The organism is Pseudacidovorax sp. (assembly GCF_017991995.1).
Lineage (GTDB): Bacteria > Pseudomonadota > Gammaproteobacteria > Burkholderiales > Burkholderiaceae_C > Xenophilus.
Genome location: NZ_JAGOPN010000017.1, coordinates 102743 through 117646 on the forward strand (window position 1 = coordinate 102743; position 14904 = coordinate 117646).

Below are 14904 nucleotides of genomic sequence, written 5' to 3' on the forward strand. Positions count from 1 at the left end.
AGGGCCGTGCTCATCCCAAAGGACCACCGATGGACCTGAAATTCACGGCCGAGGAAGAGGCCTTCCGCAGCGAGGTGCTGCAGTTCCTGCGTGAGAAGCTGCCCGCGCGCATCGCCGACAAGGTCAGGCGCGGGCTGCGCCTGACGCGCGAGGACATGGCCGAGTGGCACGGCATCCTCAACGAGCGCGGCTGGCTGGCCAACCACTGGCCCAAGCAGTACGGCGGCCCGGGCTGGGGCGCGGTGCAGAAGTTCATCTTCGAGAACGAATGCGCCCTGGCCGGCGCGCCGCGCATCGTGCCCTTCGGCGTCAACATGCTCGGGCCGGTGCTCATCAAGTACGGCAGCGAGGCGCAGAAGCAGTACTGGCTGCCGCGCATCCTGAGCGGCGAAGACTGGTGGTGCCAGGGCTATTCCGAACCCGGCTCGGGCTCGGACCTGGCCTCGGTCAAGACCACGGCCGTGCTGGACGGCGACCATTACGTGGTCAATGGTCAGAAGACCTGGACCACGCTGGGCCACCACGCCAACATGATCTTCTGCCTGGTGCGCACCAACCGCGAGGCCAAGGCCCAGTCGGGCATCAGCTTCCTGCTGGTGGACATGGATTCGCCCGGCGTGGAGGTGCGGCCCATCATCACGCTGGACGGCGAACACGAGGTCAACGAAGTCTTCTTCTCCGACGTGCGCGTGCCGGCTGCCAACCTGGTGGGCGAGCAGGACAAGGGCTGGACCTATGCCAAGTACCTGCTGACCTACGAGCGCACCAACATCGCGGGCGTGGGCTTCTCGGTGGCCGCGCTCGAGAAGCTCAAGCGCATCGCCGCCAAGGTGCAGCGCAACGGCCGGCCGTTGGCGCAGGACCCGCTCTTCGCCGCGCGCCTCGCCAAGGTCGAGATCGATCTGGAGAACATGAAGACCACCAACCTGCGCGTGATCGCCGCCGTGGCCGGTGGCGGTGTGCCGGGGGCGGAAAGCTCCATGCTCAAGATCCGCGGCACCGAGATCCGGCAGGAAATCTCCTCGCTGGCGCGCCGCGCCATGGGCCCTTATGCGCAGCCCTTCATCGAGGCCGCGCTGCACGCAGGCTGGGACGAGCCCGCCGTCGGCCCCGAGGAGGCTGCGCCGCTGGCCGCGCAGTACTTCAACAACCGCAAGCTGTCGATCTTCGGCGGCTCCAACGAGATCCAGAAGAACATCATCTCCAAGATGATCCTCGGCCTATGAACTTCGAGCACACCGAAGACCGCCGCATGCTGGCGGATTCCCTGGACCGCTTCATCGCCGACCAGTACGGCTTCGAGGCGCGCGACCGCATCGCAAAGAGCGACGAGGGCTTCAGCCGCGCGCACTGGGCGCAGCTGGCCGAGATCGGCGCCGTCGGCGCGTTGCTGCCCGAGGCCGTGGGCGGCTTCGGCGGCACCGGCTTCGATGTGGCCGTGGTGTTCGAGAGCCTGGGCAAGGGCCTGGTGGTCGAGCCCTTCCTCGGCGCGTTGGTGGTGGGCCAGGCGCTGGCCGCCGCGGGCAGCGAGGCGCAGCAGGCCCGCGTCGCCGACCTGGTCGATGGCAGCACCCTCGCCGCGCTGGCGCATGACGAGCCCGGCTCGCACTACGACGCCCACCGCGTGGCGACGCGCGCCGTGCGGCAGGGCGAGGGCTGGCGCCTCGATGGCGCCAAGGCCGTGGTGGCGCTCGGCGCGCAGGCCGACCTGCTGCTGGTCTCGGCCCGCACCGGCGGTGCCATCGACGATGCGCAAGGCCTCTCGCTCTTCCTGGTGCCCGGCGATGCGCCCGGCCTGATGCGCCGCGACTGCCCGCGCATCGACGGCGGCCGCGTGGCCGAGCTGACGCTCGACGGCGTGCAGTTGCCCGCCGATGCACTGCTGGGTGCAGAAGGCGAGGGCGCGGCCATTCTGGAGCGCGCCACCGGCTGGGGCGTGCTGGCCCTGTGCGCCGAGGCCCTTGGCGCCATGGAAGTCGCCAAGCGCGACACGCTCGAATACCTGCGCACCCGCAAACAGTTCGGCGTGCCCATCGGCAGCTTCCAGGCCCTGCAGCACCGCATGGCCGACCTGCTGCTGGAAGTGGAGCAGGCCCGCTCGGCCGTCATCAATGCCGCTGCAGCCATCGACGACGACGACCGCCTGGCGCGCGAGAAGGCGCTGTCGGCCGCCAAGTACAGCATCGGCCGCATCGGCACGAAGGTGGCGGAAGAGAGCATCCAGCTGCATGGCGGCATCGGCATGACCTGGGAGCTGCCGCTGTCGCACTACGCCAAGCGCCTGGTCATGATCGACCACCAGTTCGGCGACGAGGACCACCACCTGGCGCGCTACATGGCGCTGGGCCAGGAGGTGCCGGCATGACGATGCGCCTGCCCCTGGAAGGCGTGCGCGTGCTGGATCTCTCACGTGTGCTGGCGGGCCCCATGTGCGCCCAGGCCCTGGGCGACCTGGGGGCGGAGGTCATCAAGGTCGAGCATCCCGGCCGCGGCGACGACACGCGCGACTGGGGCCTGCGCGTGGGCGCGCGCAACACCAGCTACTTCAACAGCGCCAACCGCAACAAGCGCTCCATCGGCATCGATCTGGGCACGGCCGAGGGCCAGCAGCTCGCGCGCGAGCTGGCCGCCAAGTGCGACGTGCTGATCCAGAACTTCAAGTTCGGCGGCATCGAGAAGATGGGGCTGGGCTACGACGTACTGCGCGCGATCAACCCCGGCCTGGTGTACTGCTCCATCACCGGCTATGAGCGCGGCGGTGCCGAGAAGGCGCGCCCCGGCTACGACCTGGTCGTCCAGGGCGAGGCCGGCCTGATGGCACTGAACGGCGAGGAAGGGCAGGGCCCGCTCAAGTTCGGCGTGGCGGCGGTGGACATGTTCACCGGCATGTATTCGGCGCAGGCCATCCTCGCTGCGCTGTTCGACCGCCAGCGCACCGGCCAGGGCCGGCATGTGGAGATGGCGCTGTACGACTGCGGCCTGATGATCACCGCCTACTACGGCATGGAAGCGCTGCTGCAGGGCGGCGATCCGCCCAAGTACGGGAATGCGCATCCGTCCATCGTGCCCTATGGCGTGTTCGATGCGGCCGACGGGCCGGTGGTGATCACCGTGGGCAACAACACGCAGTTCCAGCGCTTCTGCACCGACGTGATCGAGCGGCCCGAGATGGCCACCGACGAGCGCTATGCCACCAACCTGGCGCGCTCGCGCAACCGCCACACGCTGCTGCCCGAGTTGCGCGCCGAGCTGGCCAAGCGCCCGCGTGCGCTGCTGCTCGAACGCATGCGCGCTGCGGGCATTCCCTGTGGCGAGGTGCTGGGCCTGCTGGAAGCGTTGCAGTCCCAGCGCACCGCGGATGCGGGGCTACTGACCCGCTATTCCGAGGGCGACGCGCAGGACGTGCCCGTGCTGGCACCGCCCTACCGCCTCGACGGCGCCCGCGTGCCCGTGCGCCGTGTGCCGCCAGGCCTGGCCCAGCATACCGACGACGTGCTGGGCGAGCTGCTCGGCCTGGACGCGGACCGCATCGCGGCGCTGCGGCAGTCCGGCGCCCTTTGACTTCTTTCCCGCGGCGGCATCCCACCCGGCTGGCCGCCGGCCTTTGCTGCCTTGACGACACGGTCCCACGAGGACCCGGAGACATTCCCATGACCCACCGCGCACCCATCGCCCGCCGCCTTCTTCTCGCCGCCGCGGCCGGCGCCCTCGGCCTGGCCGCACTTCCGGCCGTTGCCCAGGCCTGGCCCGACAAGCCCATCAAGCTGATCGTGCCCTTCCCGCCGGGCGGCCCCACCGACACGGCTTCGCGTCTGGTCGGCCAGAAGCTGGCCGAGCGCCTGAAGCAGCCGGTGGTGGTGGAGAACCGCGCAGGCGCCTCCGGCACCATCGCCGCGCAGTTCGTCGCCAAGAGCACGCCGGACGGGTACACGCTCATGATGCTGGCCACGCCGACGCTGCTGGCGCCGCATCTGTACAAGAGCGCCGGCTACGACATGGCCAAGGACTTCGCGCCCGTCGCCACGGTGTACGACCTGCCCATCGTGATGGTGGTCAACCCCACCGTGCTGCCCGACGTGAAGACGCTGCCCGAGCTGATCGCCAAGGCCAAGGCCGAAGGCGGCAAGCTCAACTACACCAGCTCGGGCCCCGGCAGCTTCGGCCACCTGACGACCGAGATGCTCAAGGACCTGGGCGGCTTCGACATGCAGCACATCGCCTACAAGGGCGGCACGCCGGCCGTGACCGACCTGCTGGGTGGCCAGGTGCCCGTGATGTATGCCGACCTGGTCGCGGCCCTGCCGCACATCCAGGCGGGCAAGCTCCGCGCCATCGCCGTCGGCTCGTCGCAGCGCATCGCGCAACTGCCGGACGTCAAGACGGTGGCCGAGCAGGGCTTCAAGGGCTTCGACGCCGTGTCCTGGGGCGGGCTGCTGGCGCCGGCCGGCACGCCGCAGCCTGTCATCGACCGCGTGAGCCGCGAGGTCAAGGCGATCCTGGCGGAGCCCGACATTGAGAAGCGCCTCATTCAGGCTGGCGCCATCGCCGAGTACCAGGCCCCTGCGCAGATGGCCAACCGCATGCGCACCGACTTCGACAAGTGGGGCAAGGTGATCCGCGACAAGCAGGTGGCGGTGAACTGATGGCTGCCGCCGCGTCTTCCTCCCAGGCCTGGCCGCCGCAGCATCTGCCGCTCGCCGCGCCGTTCCTGGTGCGCAGCCGGGCCGACATCGAGCGCCTGGCGGCCACGCCGCTGGCCGAGTCACTGCCTGCGCGCAGTACCTACGAGCTGATCCGCAACGCGGCACTGGCCTTCGGCGACAAGACTGCGCTCACCTTCCTGCGCGACGGCAACCCCGACACGCCGCCGGTGCGCTGGACCTATGCCGAGCTGCTGGCCCGCATGCACCAGACGGCCAATGCGCTGCATGCGCTCGGCCTGGGCCCCACGGACACCGTGGCGGCGCTTTTGCCCGGCTGTCTGGAATACCACCTGGCCCACTGGGGCGGTCAGGCGGCCTGCATCGTGCAGCCGCTCAATCCGCTGCTGACCGAGGACAAGGTGGTGGCGCTGCTGCAGGCCACTGGCGCGAAGGCGCTGATCGCCTACGGCGCGCCCGAGGATGCGGACTACTGGGACAAGGCCATTCGGCTGCAGGCGCGCGTGCCCACCCTGCGGCATGTGCTGCGCGTGGCGCCGCAGGACGAGGCGCCGGCGGATGCGCCTGCACTGCCGCCCGGCGCGCTGCATTTCCATGAGGCGCTGGCGGCCCAGCCGGCCGACCGTCTGGTAAGCGGTCGCGTGATCGCCGCCGAGGACGTGGCGGCCTGCTTCCACACCGGCGGCACGACGGGTGCGCCCAAGCTCGCCCAGCACACGCACGGCAACCAGGTCTTCACCGCCTGGGCCAGCGTGGTCACACAAGGCACGAACAGCGCGGACGTGGGCATCGCGGGCTTTCCGCTGTTCCATGTGGCGGGCGTGCTGCCTGGCGCGCTGGCCTCGCTCTCGGCCGGCGCCGAGATCGTGATCCCGACCACGCTGCTGATGCGCAACCGCGAGGTGGTGCGCAACTACTGGAAGCTCGTCGAGCGCTACCGACCCACCGTGCTGGCCGCCGTGCCCACCATGCTGGCGGCGCTGGCCAACGTGCCGCTGGACGGCGCCGACATCTCCTCCATCACTTATTGCCGCACCGGCGCGGCGCCGCTGCCGGCGGAACTGGGCGCGCGCTTCGAGCGGCTGTTCGGCCTGCATGTGCACGAGAGCTTCGGCATGACCGAGATGGCCGGCATCAGCAGCGTCACGCCGAGGGGCGTGCATGCGCCGGCCGGTTGCGTGGGCTTTGTGCCGCCGCACGCGCAGGTGCGCATCGTCGCGCTCGATGCGCAGGGCGGCGCCAGCGCGCGAGAGGTGGCGCCGGGCGAGACCGGCATGGTGCTGTTCAAGTCGCCCAACGTCTTTCCGGGCTACCTGGACCCGCGGGACACGGCCAAGGCCTTCACGCCCGATGGCTGGCTGGCCACGGGCGACCTCGGGCGGCTGGATGAACAGGGCCTGCTGCACCTGGCCGGTCGCGCCAAGGACCTGATCATCCGCGGCGGCCACAACATCGACCCCGGCATGCTGGAAGACGCCCTGGGCGCGCATCCCGCCGTGCAGACCTGCGCCGCCGTGGGTGCGCCCGATGCCTATGCGGGCGAGCTGCCGGTGCTCTTCGCCACCCTGCGGTCGGGCGCCGAGGCCACGGAGGCCGAGCTGCTGGCCTTCGCCAGCGCCCGCGTCGACGAGCCGCCGGCACGGCCGAAGTGGGTGGCGGTGCTGCCGACTTTGCCCACCACCAACGTGGGCAAGATCTACAAGCCCGAGCTGCGGCAGATGGCTGCGGTGGCGGTGGTGCGGCAGATCGTGGCGGGGCAGGGCGCAGACGCGGGCCGCGTGCGCATCGAACCCCAGGGCGCGGCCGATGTGGCCGTGTACCTGGGCGCCGACTGGACCGACGCTGCGCGCGAAGCGCTGAAGGCCGCGCTGGCGCCCCTGCCCGTGAAGGTGCACTTGCGGGACGGCTGAACACCGCCCGACGATTTCAAGTGGAAGCAAGAAAAGGAGACAAGACCATGACCTCGATCCAACCCTTCGGCCTGACCCGCCGCCACCTGCTGCGCGCCACCGCCGCAGTGGGTGCGGCCGGCCTGCTGCCCCTGGCGCAGGCCCAGTCCAGCTGGCCCGACAAGCCGATCCGCTTCGTCGTGCCCTTCAACGCCGGCGGCGCCACCGACATCGTGGCGCGCCTGCTGTCGGAGAAGCTCGCGCCGAAGCTGGGCCAGCCCATCGTGGTCGACAACCGTGGCGGCGCCGGCGGCATCCTGGGCACCGACATGGTGGCCAAGGCCGCGCCGGATGGCAGCACCTTCACCGTGGCGCTGAGCACGTCGCTGCTGATCAACCAGTTCCTCTACAGCAAGCTGCCCTATAACCCCCAGAAGGACCTGGCGCTGGTGTCCCAGGTCGCGGTGGCGCCGGTGGTGCTGGCCGTGCATCCCAGCGTGCCGGCCAGGAACGCGCAGGAGCTGCTGGCCTATGTGCGCGCCAACCGCAGCAAGGTGTCGTACGGGTCCTGGGGCATCGGCTCCTATGCGCACCTGGGCGGCGCCTTCATGAGCCGCAGCCAGAATGCCGACATGGCCCACGTGGCCTACAAGGGCGAGGCCCTGATGCTGCAGGACCTGATCGGCGGCCAGATCCAGATGGCCTTCGCCAGCGCGCTGGGCGCCAAGCCGCATGCCGACACCGGCCGGCTGCGGCTGATCGGCGTGACGGGCGAGCAGCGCATGGAGATCCTGCCGCAGTTGCCCACGCTGGCCGAGCAGGGCATGCGCGAGGACGCCTACCGCATCGTCGGCTTCGTCGGCATGGCGGCCCCGGCGCGCACGCCGCCGGAGATCGTGCAACGCATGTCGCGCGAGGTGCAGCAGCTGTGCGAGCAGCCCGAGGTCAAGGCCCGCATCGTGGCCATGGGCTTCTCGGTGGCGGCCTCTACGCCGGAGGCTTTTGCCGCTGCCTACAGGCGCGACGCGCCGGCCTGGGAGGCGCTGGTGAAGGAGTCCGGCGCCAGCCTGGACTGAGCCGGAGGCCAGGACCGAAGGCGCATCGCGGCCAGCGGGTGGCATGCGCCTTCCACCCGCCTGGACCGATGGGCCCAGGTCGGCTGGCAGTCAAGCGGCTGGTGTCCAATGCGGCCATGGCTTCCCGACGACTTCCGACCCCGTCTTCCGTTCCATCCACATCGGCCGAGCCATCGGCCAGCACGCCAGCCGAGGCGGCCAGTGACGGCCGGACGGTCCGCGCTCTGGTGCTTCAGGGCGGCGGCGCACTCGGCGCCTACCAGGCCGGCGTGTATGAAGGCCTGTCCAGCGAGCACCACGCACTCGACTGGGTGGCGGGCGTCTCCATCGGCGCCATCAATGCGGCGCTGATCGCGGGCAACCCGCCCGAGCGGCGTGTCGAGCGGCTGCGCGAGTTCTGGCAGCTGGTCTCGTCGGCGCCGGGCCAGCAACTGCCCATCTGGGCGGGCGAACGTCGGCTGCTCGCCCAGTTCAGCGCCAATGCGGCCGTGGCGATGGGCATCCTGGGCTTCTTCTCGCCGCGCGTCGATCCGACGCTGCTGCTGGGCGGCGCGGCACCCGTGCTGAGCTACTACGACACGTCCGCGCTCAAGTCCACGCTGGAGCGGCTGGTGGACTTCGACCGCCTCAACGACGACGGCATCCGCGTGTCGGTCGGTGCCGTCAACGTGCGCAACGGCAACTCGGTGTACTTCGACAACCACCGCGTGCGCATCGGGCCGGAACACATCATGGCCAGCGGCGCGTTGCCGCCGGGCTTTCCGCCGGTGCACATCGACGGCGAGGACTACTGGGACGGCGGCATCGTCTCCAACACGCCGCTGCAGTACGTGCTGGACGAGCACGAGCGCAACCGCCGCCTGCTCGTGCTGCAGGTGGATCTGTTCAGCGCCGTCGGCCCGATGCCCACCACGCTGGCCGAGGTGACAGCCCGGCAGAAGGACATCCAGTACTCCAGCCGCACCCGGCTCAACACCGATGTGCTGGGTGCCAACGTCAACCTGCAGCAGGCGCTGGCCGGACTGCTGGAGCGCCTGCCGCCCCAGATGCTGGAAGAGCCGGGACTGCGCGCGTTGTGCCAGCACCTGCGCAGCGCGCCCATCGACATCGTCCACCTCATCCATCGGCCCGCCGAATGGGAGCAGGACGCCAAGGACTACGAGTTCTCCCGCCTGGCGATAGATGCGCACTGGGCCGATGGCCTTCGCGACATGCGCCACTCGCTCGCGCATCCGGAATGGCTGCAGCGGCAGGTGCAGGGCGGCGGCGTCACCACCTACGACCTGGCCAGGCCCGACCATGCGCGTGTTCGCCGGCCCGGCACCGGGGTGGACACGGCGCCTTCCGCCTGAGGCCGCCGACATGCCGCCGTCCCCCGTTGGCCCCGCCGCATCGCAGTGATAAGGTCGCGCGCATGCCTGTTACCTCGCATCCCCTTTCCCGTCGACTCCTGGGCCTGGGCCTGATGGCCGCCGTGCTGGCCGGCTGTACCTCTGTGCCGCTGGACGTGCCGACACCGGCGCCCCGGCCCCAGCCGCCGCGCGAACCGCAACTGGCCGCCTTCAGCACGCGCATGGACGGCCGCAACCAGGTGCCGCCCGTGGCCAGCATGGGCACCGGTACGCTCGATGCCGTGCTCGACAAGAGCACCGGACTGCTGCGCTGGCGTCTGGCCTACAGCAACCTCAGCGGCCCGGTCACTGCCGCACATTTCCACGGGCCGGCGCTGATCGGCATGAATGCGCCGCCGGTCATCACCATCGACGCGTCGCCCAACCGCGCCCCCGAGGGCCGGGCCAACCTCACGCCCTCGCAGCAGGCCGAGCTGCTGGCCGGCCGCTGGTACGTGAACCTGCACACGGCCCGCTATCCCGACGGCGAGCTGCGCGGCCAGCTCATCGAGCGCCGCTGAGCCTGCGCCATGCGACTGCTCCTGCTGGAGGACGACCTCATGATCGGCGAGGCCGTGCTCGACCTGCTGCGCGCCGAGCATTACGCCGTCGACTGGGTCAAGGACGGCGAGGCCGCCGAGTCGGCCCTGCGCACGCAGGACTACGACCTGGTGCTGCTGGACCTGGGCGTGCCGCGCCGTGACGGGCTGGAGGTGCTGCGCGGCCTGCGGGCCCGCAAGCAGCGCATGCCGGTGCTCATCACCACCGCGCGCGACGCCGTGCAGCAGCGCGTCGAGGGCCTGGACGCCGGCGCCGACGACTACGTGCTCAAGCCCTACGACCTGGACGAGCTGCTGGCACGCATCCGTGCGTTGCTGCGCCGCGCCGCGGGTCGGGCCGAGCCGGTGTACGAGCACAAGGGCGTGAGCCTGAACCCTGCCACGCACGAGGCGATGGTCGACGGCAAGCCGATGGTGCTGTCGGCCCGCGAATGGGCGGTGCTGGAGGCGCTGATCGCCCGGCCAGGGCTGATCCTTTCGCGCCCTCAACTGGAGGAAAAGCTCTATAGCTGGAAGGACGAGATCAGCAGCAATGCGGTCGAGGTCTACATCCATGGCCTGCGCAAGAAGCTGGGCGCGGACCTGATCCGCAACGTGCGGGGCGTGGGCTACATGGTCCCGAAGGAATGAATCGCCCGCGGCTGATGCGCTCGCTGCGGGCCCGGTTGCTGGCCTTCCTGCTGGCGGCCATCGTGCTGGCCGGTGGCATCCAGGCCGCCGTGACCTATCGCACCGTGCTGCGCGAGGCCGATGCCATCTTCGACTACCACATGCAGCAGATGGCGCTGTCGCTGCGCTCCGGCCTGCCACCCAGCGCGGCCGTGAGTGGTCTCGGTCCCTCGGAGCAGAACTTCGACTTCGTCGTGCAGGTGTGGACGCAGGACGGCCAGCGCATCTTCGAATCCGCCGACGAGGCGCTGCTGCCGCAGCTGGCTGTGCTGGGCTTCGCCGAGGTGAATGCGCGGGGCACCACCTACCGCGTGCTGTCGATGCAGACGCGCGGCCTGGTCATCCAGGTGGCGCAGGACATGGCGGCGCGGCGGCAGATGGCCGGCAGCCTGGCGCTGCGCACCGTCGCCCCCGTGGCGCTGATGGCGCCGCTGCTGATGCTGGTCGTGTGGTGGGTGGTGAGTGGCTCGCTGGCGCCGGTCTCGCGGGTACGCAGCCAGGTGGCCTCGCGGCAGCCCGACGATCTCTCGCCCGTGGGCGAGGAAGGTCTGCCCGAGGAAGTGCGGCCGCTGGTGGCCGAACTCAATCTGCTCTTCGAGCGGGTGCGCCGGGCCTTCGACGCGCAGAAGCATTTCGTGGCCGATGCGGCGCACGAGCTGCGCTCGCCACTCGCGGCCCTCAAGCTGCAGGTGCAGCTGCTGCGCCGCGCCAGCGATCCGGCGGCGCATGAGCAGGCCGTGCAGCGCCTGGCCGCCGGCATCGACCGGGCGACGCGGCTGGTCGAGCAGTTGCTGACCCTGGCGCGCAACGAGGCGCACGCCGCGGCGGGCGGCGAGACCGTGCCGGTAGACCTGGCGGCACTGGCCCGCGAGGCCATTGCGGATGCCGTGCCCGGCGCCGAATCCCGACGCATCGACCTTGGGTTGGCGCGCGCCGACGCCGTCAGCGTGGCAGGCCATGTGGATGCGCTGCGCATCCTGCTGCGCAACCTGGTGGACAACGCCGTCAAGTACACGCCTGAAGGCGGGCGCGTCGATCTGACGGTGCAGCAAGAGGGCGGCGGCGTGGTGCTGGTGGTCGAGGACTCGGGGCCCGGCCTGGCCGAGTCGGACCGCGAGCGGGTGTGGGACCGCTTCTACCGGGCGCCTGACGCGGGCGCTTCAGGCAGCGGCCTCGGCCTGGCCATCGTGCGCTCGGTGGCGCAGCTGCATGGCGCGGAACTGGCGCTGGACCGCTCGGCCGCGCTGGGTGGGCTGCGGGTGCGGGTGCGCTTTCGCGGCTGATCAGGAGCGCCACGGCGCAGGCGCGCCTGGCAAGGCGGACCGGCCGACACGGAGAACTCAGCCTTTTCCGGCCGGCACTGATCGTGTGGGCTTGGCTGGACTGAGTCGGTCGATGCGCAGCCGTTGCCGGTCGTCCGAGATCATTCGGGCTGCCATGAGGACAGCGCCCACGCAGGCCAGTCCACCCGCTCCCGTGAGCAGCAGCAGAAGAACGATCTGGTACTTCGCCGCGTCGATGGGATCCATCCCAGCAAGCAGCTGCCCGGTCATGATGCCAGGCAGGGTGATGATGCCGGCGGCAGACATCTGGTTGATGATCGGAATGATCCCGCGTCGGATGGACGTGCGGACCAACGCTTGCAGTGCCGTCTTCATGGGCAGGCCGAGCGCCAGCTGGGCCTCGACGCCCGGCCGGTGCAGGGCAATGCCGTCGAAGAAGGTGTCCAGTCGCCATCGACCACAAGCGAGCGCGCTGCCACCCGGCGTGCCTGTTCGTCCGAGTGTGTCACCCAGAGGATCGCCAGCCCCTGCCCGCATTGCCGGCGCAGCAGGTCCTCATAGGCCTGTGTCGACTCGGCGTCCAGTGCGGCCGTGGGCTCGTCCAGCAGCAGCACGGCAGGTTCACGGGCCAGTGATCGCAGGAGAGCCAATCGCTGCCTTTCGCCGGTGGACAAGCGGAGAACCTCGGCGTCGAGCGACGTCTGCGGCAGACCCAGTGCCTCAACCATCTGCACAATGCGCAAGCGCTGAGCAGCGTCGAAATGGTCACCCACCGTGGGCGCCCACCAGGCAGGCTCCGCCGACTGGTAGATGACCCGACGGCGCCACTGCGGGCCGCTGAACTGCTCGCGCGGCTGGCCGTCCAGCTCGACCGTGCCTCCGCTGGGGGGATCGAGGTCGGCGATCAGACGCAGCAGGACTGATTTGCCGGAGCCGGAGCGCCCTCTTATCGCGACACATTCGCCGCGGTCGAGCTGGAGCGCGTGCGGGCCGGAGCGGGGCGATTGAAGATGTCGGACCACTAGCCGGGGTGGGATTGGCTGCATTCGCTGCGCGCTCGCTTCAATATGCATGACATGGTAGGGCGGCGCGGGCCAAGACCCCCAAGGCGTCGGTGCCAGGCTGTGGAGGGGCGGGGTGCTGCGGGTGGGGCTCCTTGCCAAGGCGGTGCCAAGTGGTTCCGGCATCTACAATTCGGGCCCTATGGGCCGTGGCCTGGAAGGGCTCGATCCGCAAGAGTCGGTGTGGCCTTCGGCCAAAGCCAGGGACGCAGCCTGCACCTCCCAGACTCGACGGTGGCCCCGCAACACCCCTGCGTGCCCGGCCTGACGTGCCAGTGGTGGCAGGCCAACAGCCCTTCATCCTGCAACGTCAGCGATTCGTTCGCCGCAGCCCGTGCTCCGCGGCCCAGCGGGTCGCGTAGGCCGCATGCCGCTGCGTGCCCATTCCTCTGGTTGGGCGCGGGTCCGACAACACGCGCGTAGCTACATATCAGTCCTGCCAATGAACACCCCAACGATCACCGACGAGCCGAAGCGCGCACCCAGTATCGGTATGGTCTCCCTCGGTTGCCCGAAGGCCCTGACCGATTCCGAGCTGATCCTCACCCAGCTCAGCGCCGAGGGCTACCAGACCTCCAAGACCTTCCAGGGCGCTGACCTGGTGATCGTCAATACCTGCGGCTTCATTGACGACGCGGTCAAGGAAAGCCTGGACACCATCGGCGAGGCGCTGGCTGAGAACGGCCGCGTGATCGTCACCGGGTGCCTGGGCGCCAAGACGGGCGGCAGCGGCGGCAACATGGTGCGCGAACTGCATCCCTCGGTGCTGGCCGTCACGGGCCCGCATGCCACGCAGGAGGTGATGGACGCCGTCCACGCCAACCTGCCCAAGCCGCACGATCCATTCATCGATCTGGTGCCGCCGGCGGGCATCAAGCTCACGCCGCGCCACTACGCTTACCTGAAGATCAGCGAGGGCTGCAACCACCGTTGCACCTTCTGCATCATCCCCTCGATGCGCGGCGACCTCGTCTCAAGGCCCATCGGCGACGTGTTGAAGGAAGCCAAGGCCCTGTTCGAGGGCGGCGTGAAGGAACTGCTGGTGATCAGCCAGGACACTTCGGCGTACGGCGTGGACATCAAGTACCGCACTGGTTTCTGGGATGGCAAGCCGGTGCGCACGCGCATGCTCGACCTGGTCGCTGCGCTGGGTGACATCGCCGAGCCGTACGGCGCCTGGGTGCGGCTGCACTACGTGTACCCCTATCCGAGCGTCGACGAGGTCGTGCCGCTGATGGCCCAAGGCCGTGTGCTGCCTTACCTGGATGTGCCGCTGCAGCACAGCCATCCCGACGTGCTACGGCGCATGAAGCGTCCGGCCAGCGGCGAGAAAAACCTGGAGCGCATTGCGCGCTGGCGCGAGATGTGCCCGGAGTTAGTCATCCGCAGCACCTTCATCGCCGGCTTTCCTGGCGAGACGGAAGAGGAGTTCGAGCACCTGCTGGACTTCGTGCGCGCCGCGGGCATCGACCGTGCTGGCTGCTTCGCCTACAGCCCCGTGGAAGGCGCCACGGCCAATGAGCTGCCCGGCATGCTGCCCGAAGCCGAGCGCGAGGCGCGCCGCGCGCGCTTCATGGAAGTGGCCGAGGCCGTGTCGGCCCAACGCCTGCAGCGCCGCGTCGGCGCCACCATGCAAGTGCTGGTCGACTCGGCGCCCGGCCTGGGCCGCAAGGGCGGGGTAGGCCGCAGCTATGCCGATGCGCCCGAGATCGACGGCGTGGTGCGGCTGCTGCCGCCGGAGAAGATCAGCAAGACGATGAAGGTGGGCGAGTTCACCAAGGCGCGCATCGTGGCGGCCGAAGGGCACGACCTGGTGGCGCTTCCCATCTGAGGCCGCAGCAGGACCGGGAGGCGCAGCCTCCTTGTCCTCTACCCGGCGCGCCAAAACAAAAAGGCCACCCGGAGGTGGCCTTTTTGCTGTGTCTTGGTGCCCAGGAGAGGACTCGAACCTCCACGATGTTACTCGCTAGTACCTGAAACTAGTGCGTCTACCAATTCCGCCACCTGGGCTCAATATTCATCGCTTTCGCGAAGAACATATCCGTTTCAGGAAAGCCTGTGATCATATCAGCGATCAGATGTGTTGTGCAACTGACTGCCAAAAAATCTTTGCTGATCCATTCCGACTGGTGTCGCGCGGGGAGGCTGGACGTCTGCGGAGCAGCAATGGCTCTCATAAATAAGAAAGCCGCCGGGGTTGCCGGCGGCTTTGTGTTGGTGCCCAGGAGAGGACTCGAACCTCCACGATGTTACTCGCTAGTACCTGAAACTAGTGCGTCTACCAATTCCGCCACCTGGGCCAATTTCTGTCGTA

Annotated in this window: 13 protein-coding genes and 2 tRNA genes; 11 read left to right on the plus strand and 4 right to left on the minus strand. The window is 69.5% G+C overall.

The genetic code is table 11. The features are described from left to right. Positions 1-29: 29 nt before the first annotated feature. The 10 genes from KBC94_RS21385 to KBC94_RS21430 all read left to right on the plus strand — a co-directional run bounded on the left by KBC94_RS21385 (position 30) and on the right by KBC94_RS21430 (position 11529). Positions 30-1226, plus strand: coding sequence for an acyl-CoA dehydrogenase family protein (locus KBC94_RS21385; RefSeq protein ID WP_294374823.1), 1197 nt, complete (start codon positions 30-32; stop codon positions 1224-1226). Further along, on the plus strand, positions 1223-2365 hold the full coding sequence (locus KBC94_RS21390; protein WP_294374825.1) for an acyl-CoA dehydrogenase: 1143 nt from the start codon (positions 1223-1225) through the stop codon (positions 2363-2365). The genes KBC94_RS21385 and KBC94_RS21390 overlap by 4 nt, the downstream gene beginning before the upstream one ends. Further along, positions 2362-3561, plus strand: coding sequence for a CaiB/BaiF CoA-transferase family protein (locus KBC94_RS21395; protein ID WP_294374827.1), 1200 nt, complete (start codon positions 2362-2364; stop codon positions 3559-3561). Before KBC94_RS21390 ends, KBC94_RS21395 begins: the two co-directional genes overlap by 4 nt. A gap of 89 nt (positions 3562-3650) precedes the next feature. Further along, on the plus strand, positions 3651-4643 hold the full coding sequence (locus KBC94_RS21400) for a tripartite tricarboxylate transporter substrate binding protein (protein WP_294374829.1): 993 nt from the start codon (positions 3651-3653) through the stop codon (positions 4641-4643). Beyond that, on the plus strand, positions 4643-6571 hold the full coding sequence (locus KBC94_RS21405) for an acyl-CoA synthetase (RefSeq protein ID WP_294374831.1): 1929 nt from the start codon (positions 4643-4645) through the stop codon (positions 6569-6571). The genes KBC94_RS21400 and KBC94_RS21405 overlap by 1 nt, the downstream gene beginning before the upstream one ends. A gap of 47 nt (positions 6572-6618) precedes the next feature. Then, positions 6619-7626 (plus strand): tripartite tricarboxylate transporter substrate binding protein, encoded by a 1008-nt coding sequence (locus KBC94_RS21410; RefSeq protein ID WP_294374833.1) that lies wholly within the window; start codon positions 6619-6621, stop codon positions 7624-7626. A 227-nt stretch (positions 7627-7853) separates the two neighbouring features. Beyond that, positions 7854-8978, plus strand: a complete 1125-nt coding sequence (locus KBC94_RS21415; protein ID WP_294374836.1) for a patatin-like phospholipase family protein — start codon at positions 7854-7856, stop codon at positions 8976-8978. 62 nt (positions 8979-9040) lie between these two features. Further along, complete coding sequence (locus KBC94_RS21420; protein WP_294374839.1) at positions 9041-9538, plus strand: CHRD domain-containing protein; 498 nt, start codon at positions 9041-9043, stop codon at positions 9536-9538. Between the two features lie 9 nt (positions 9539-9547). After that, the gene (locus KBC94_RS21425; protein ID WP_294374843.1) at positions 9548-10207 is read left to right on the plus strand and encodes a response regulator; all 660 of its coding nucleotides are present in this window, start codon (positions 9548-9550) and stop codon (positions 10205-10207) included. Next, on the plus strand, positions 10204-11529 hold the full coding sequence (locus KBC94_RS21430; RefSeq protein WP_294374846.1) for an ATP-binding protein: 1326 nt from the start codon (positions 10204-10206) through the stop codon (positions 11527-11529). Before KBC94_RS21425 ends, KBC94_RS21430 begins: the two co-directional genes overlap by 4 nt. A gap of 57 nt (positions 11530-11586) precedes the next feature. Here the strand turns inward: KBC94_RS21430 and KBC94_RS21435 are convergent, their stop codons facing one another. Further along, positions 11587-11976 (minus strand): ABC transporter permease, encoded by a 390-nt coding sequence (locus KBC94_RS21435; RefSeq protein ID WP_366934733.1) that lies wholly within the window; start codon positions 11974-11976, stop codon positions 11587-11589. Further along, the gene (locus tag KBC94_RS21440; protein ID WP_294374851.1) at positions 11901-12602 is read right to left on the minus strand and encodes an ATP-binding cassette domain-containing protein; all 702 of its coding nucleotides are present in this window, start codon (positions 12600-12602) and stop codon (positions 11901-11903) included. The genes KBC94_RS21435 and KBC94_RS21440 overlap by 76 nt, the downstream gene beginning before the upstream one ends. A gap of 430 nt (positions 12603-13032) precedes the next feature. Between KBC94_RS21440 and rimO the strand changes: the two genes are divergently transcribed. Then, positions 13033-14421, plus strand: coding sequence for a 30S ribosomal protein S12 methylthiotransferase RimO (gene rimO / locus KBC94_RS21445; protein WP_294374853.1), 1389 nt, complete (start codon positions 13033-13035; stop codon positions 14419-14421). Between the two features lie 94 nt (positions 14422-14515). Here the strand turns inward: rimO and KBC94_RS21450 are convergent. Together KBC94_RS21450 and KBC94_RS21455 are read right to left on the minus strand one after the other, a co-directional pair. Next, a tRNA-Leu gene (locus tag KBC94_RS21450) sits at positions 14516-14600 on the minus strand. Positions 14601-14805: 205 nt separating this feature from the next. Further along, positions 14806-14890 (minus strand) — tRNA-Leu (locus KBC94_RS21455). Positions 14891-14904 lie beyond the last annotated feature (14 nt).

Bases quoted from the DNA above. Each gene is read 5' to 3' on its own strand.
- KBC94_RS21395 (WP_294374827.1), top strand. From the start codon at position 2,362: ATGACGATGCGCCTGCCCCTGGAAGGCGTGCGCGTGCTGGATCTCTCA.
- KBC94_RS21390 (WP_294374825.1), top strand. From the start codon at position 1,223: ATGAACTTCGAGCACACCGAAGACCGCCGCATGCTGGCGGATTCCCTG.
- KBC94_RS21425 (WP_294374843.1), top strand. From the start codon at position 9,548: ATGCGACTGCTCCTGCTGGAGGACGACCTCATGATCGGCGAGGCCGTG.
- rimO (WP_294374853.1), top strand. From the start codon at position 13,033: ATGAACACCCCAACGATCACCGACGAGCCGAAGCGCGCACCCAGTATC.
- KBC94_RS21440 (WP_294374851.1), bottom strand. From the start codon at position 12,602: ATGCATATTGAAGCGAGCGCGCAGCGAATGCAGCCAATCCCACCCCGG.
- KBC94_RS21385 (WP_294374823.1), top strand. From the start codon at position 30: ATGGACCTGAAATTCACGGCCGAGGAAGAGGCCTTCCGCAGCGAGGTG.
- KBC94_RS21400 (WP_294374829.1), top strand. From the start codon at position 3,651: ATGACCCACCGCGCACCCATCGCCCGCCGCCTTCTTCTCGCCGCCGCG.
- KBC94_RS21430 (WP_294374846.1), top strand. From the start codon at position 10,204: ATGAATCGCCCGCGGCTGATGCGCTCGCTGCGGGCCCGGTTGCTGGCC.
- KBC94_RS21405 (WP_294374831.1), top strand. From the start codon at position 4,643: ATGGCTGCCGCCGCGTCTTCCTCCCAGGCCTGGCCGCCGCAGCATCTG.
- KBC94_RS21420 (WP_294374839.1), top strand. From the start codon at position 9,041: ATGCCTGTTACCTCGCATCCCCTTTCCCGTCGACTCCTGGGCCTGGGC.
- KBC94_RS21410 (WP_294374833.1), top strand. From the start codon at position 6,619: ATGACCTCGATCCAACCCTTCGGCCTGACCCGCCGCCACCTGCTGCGC.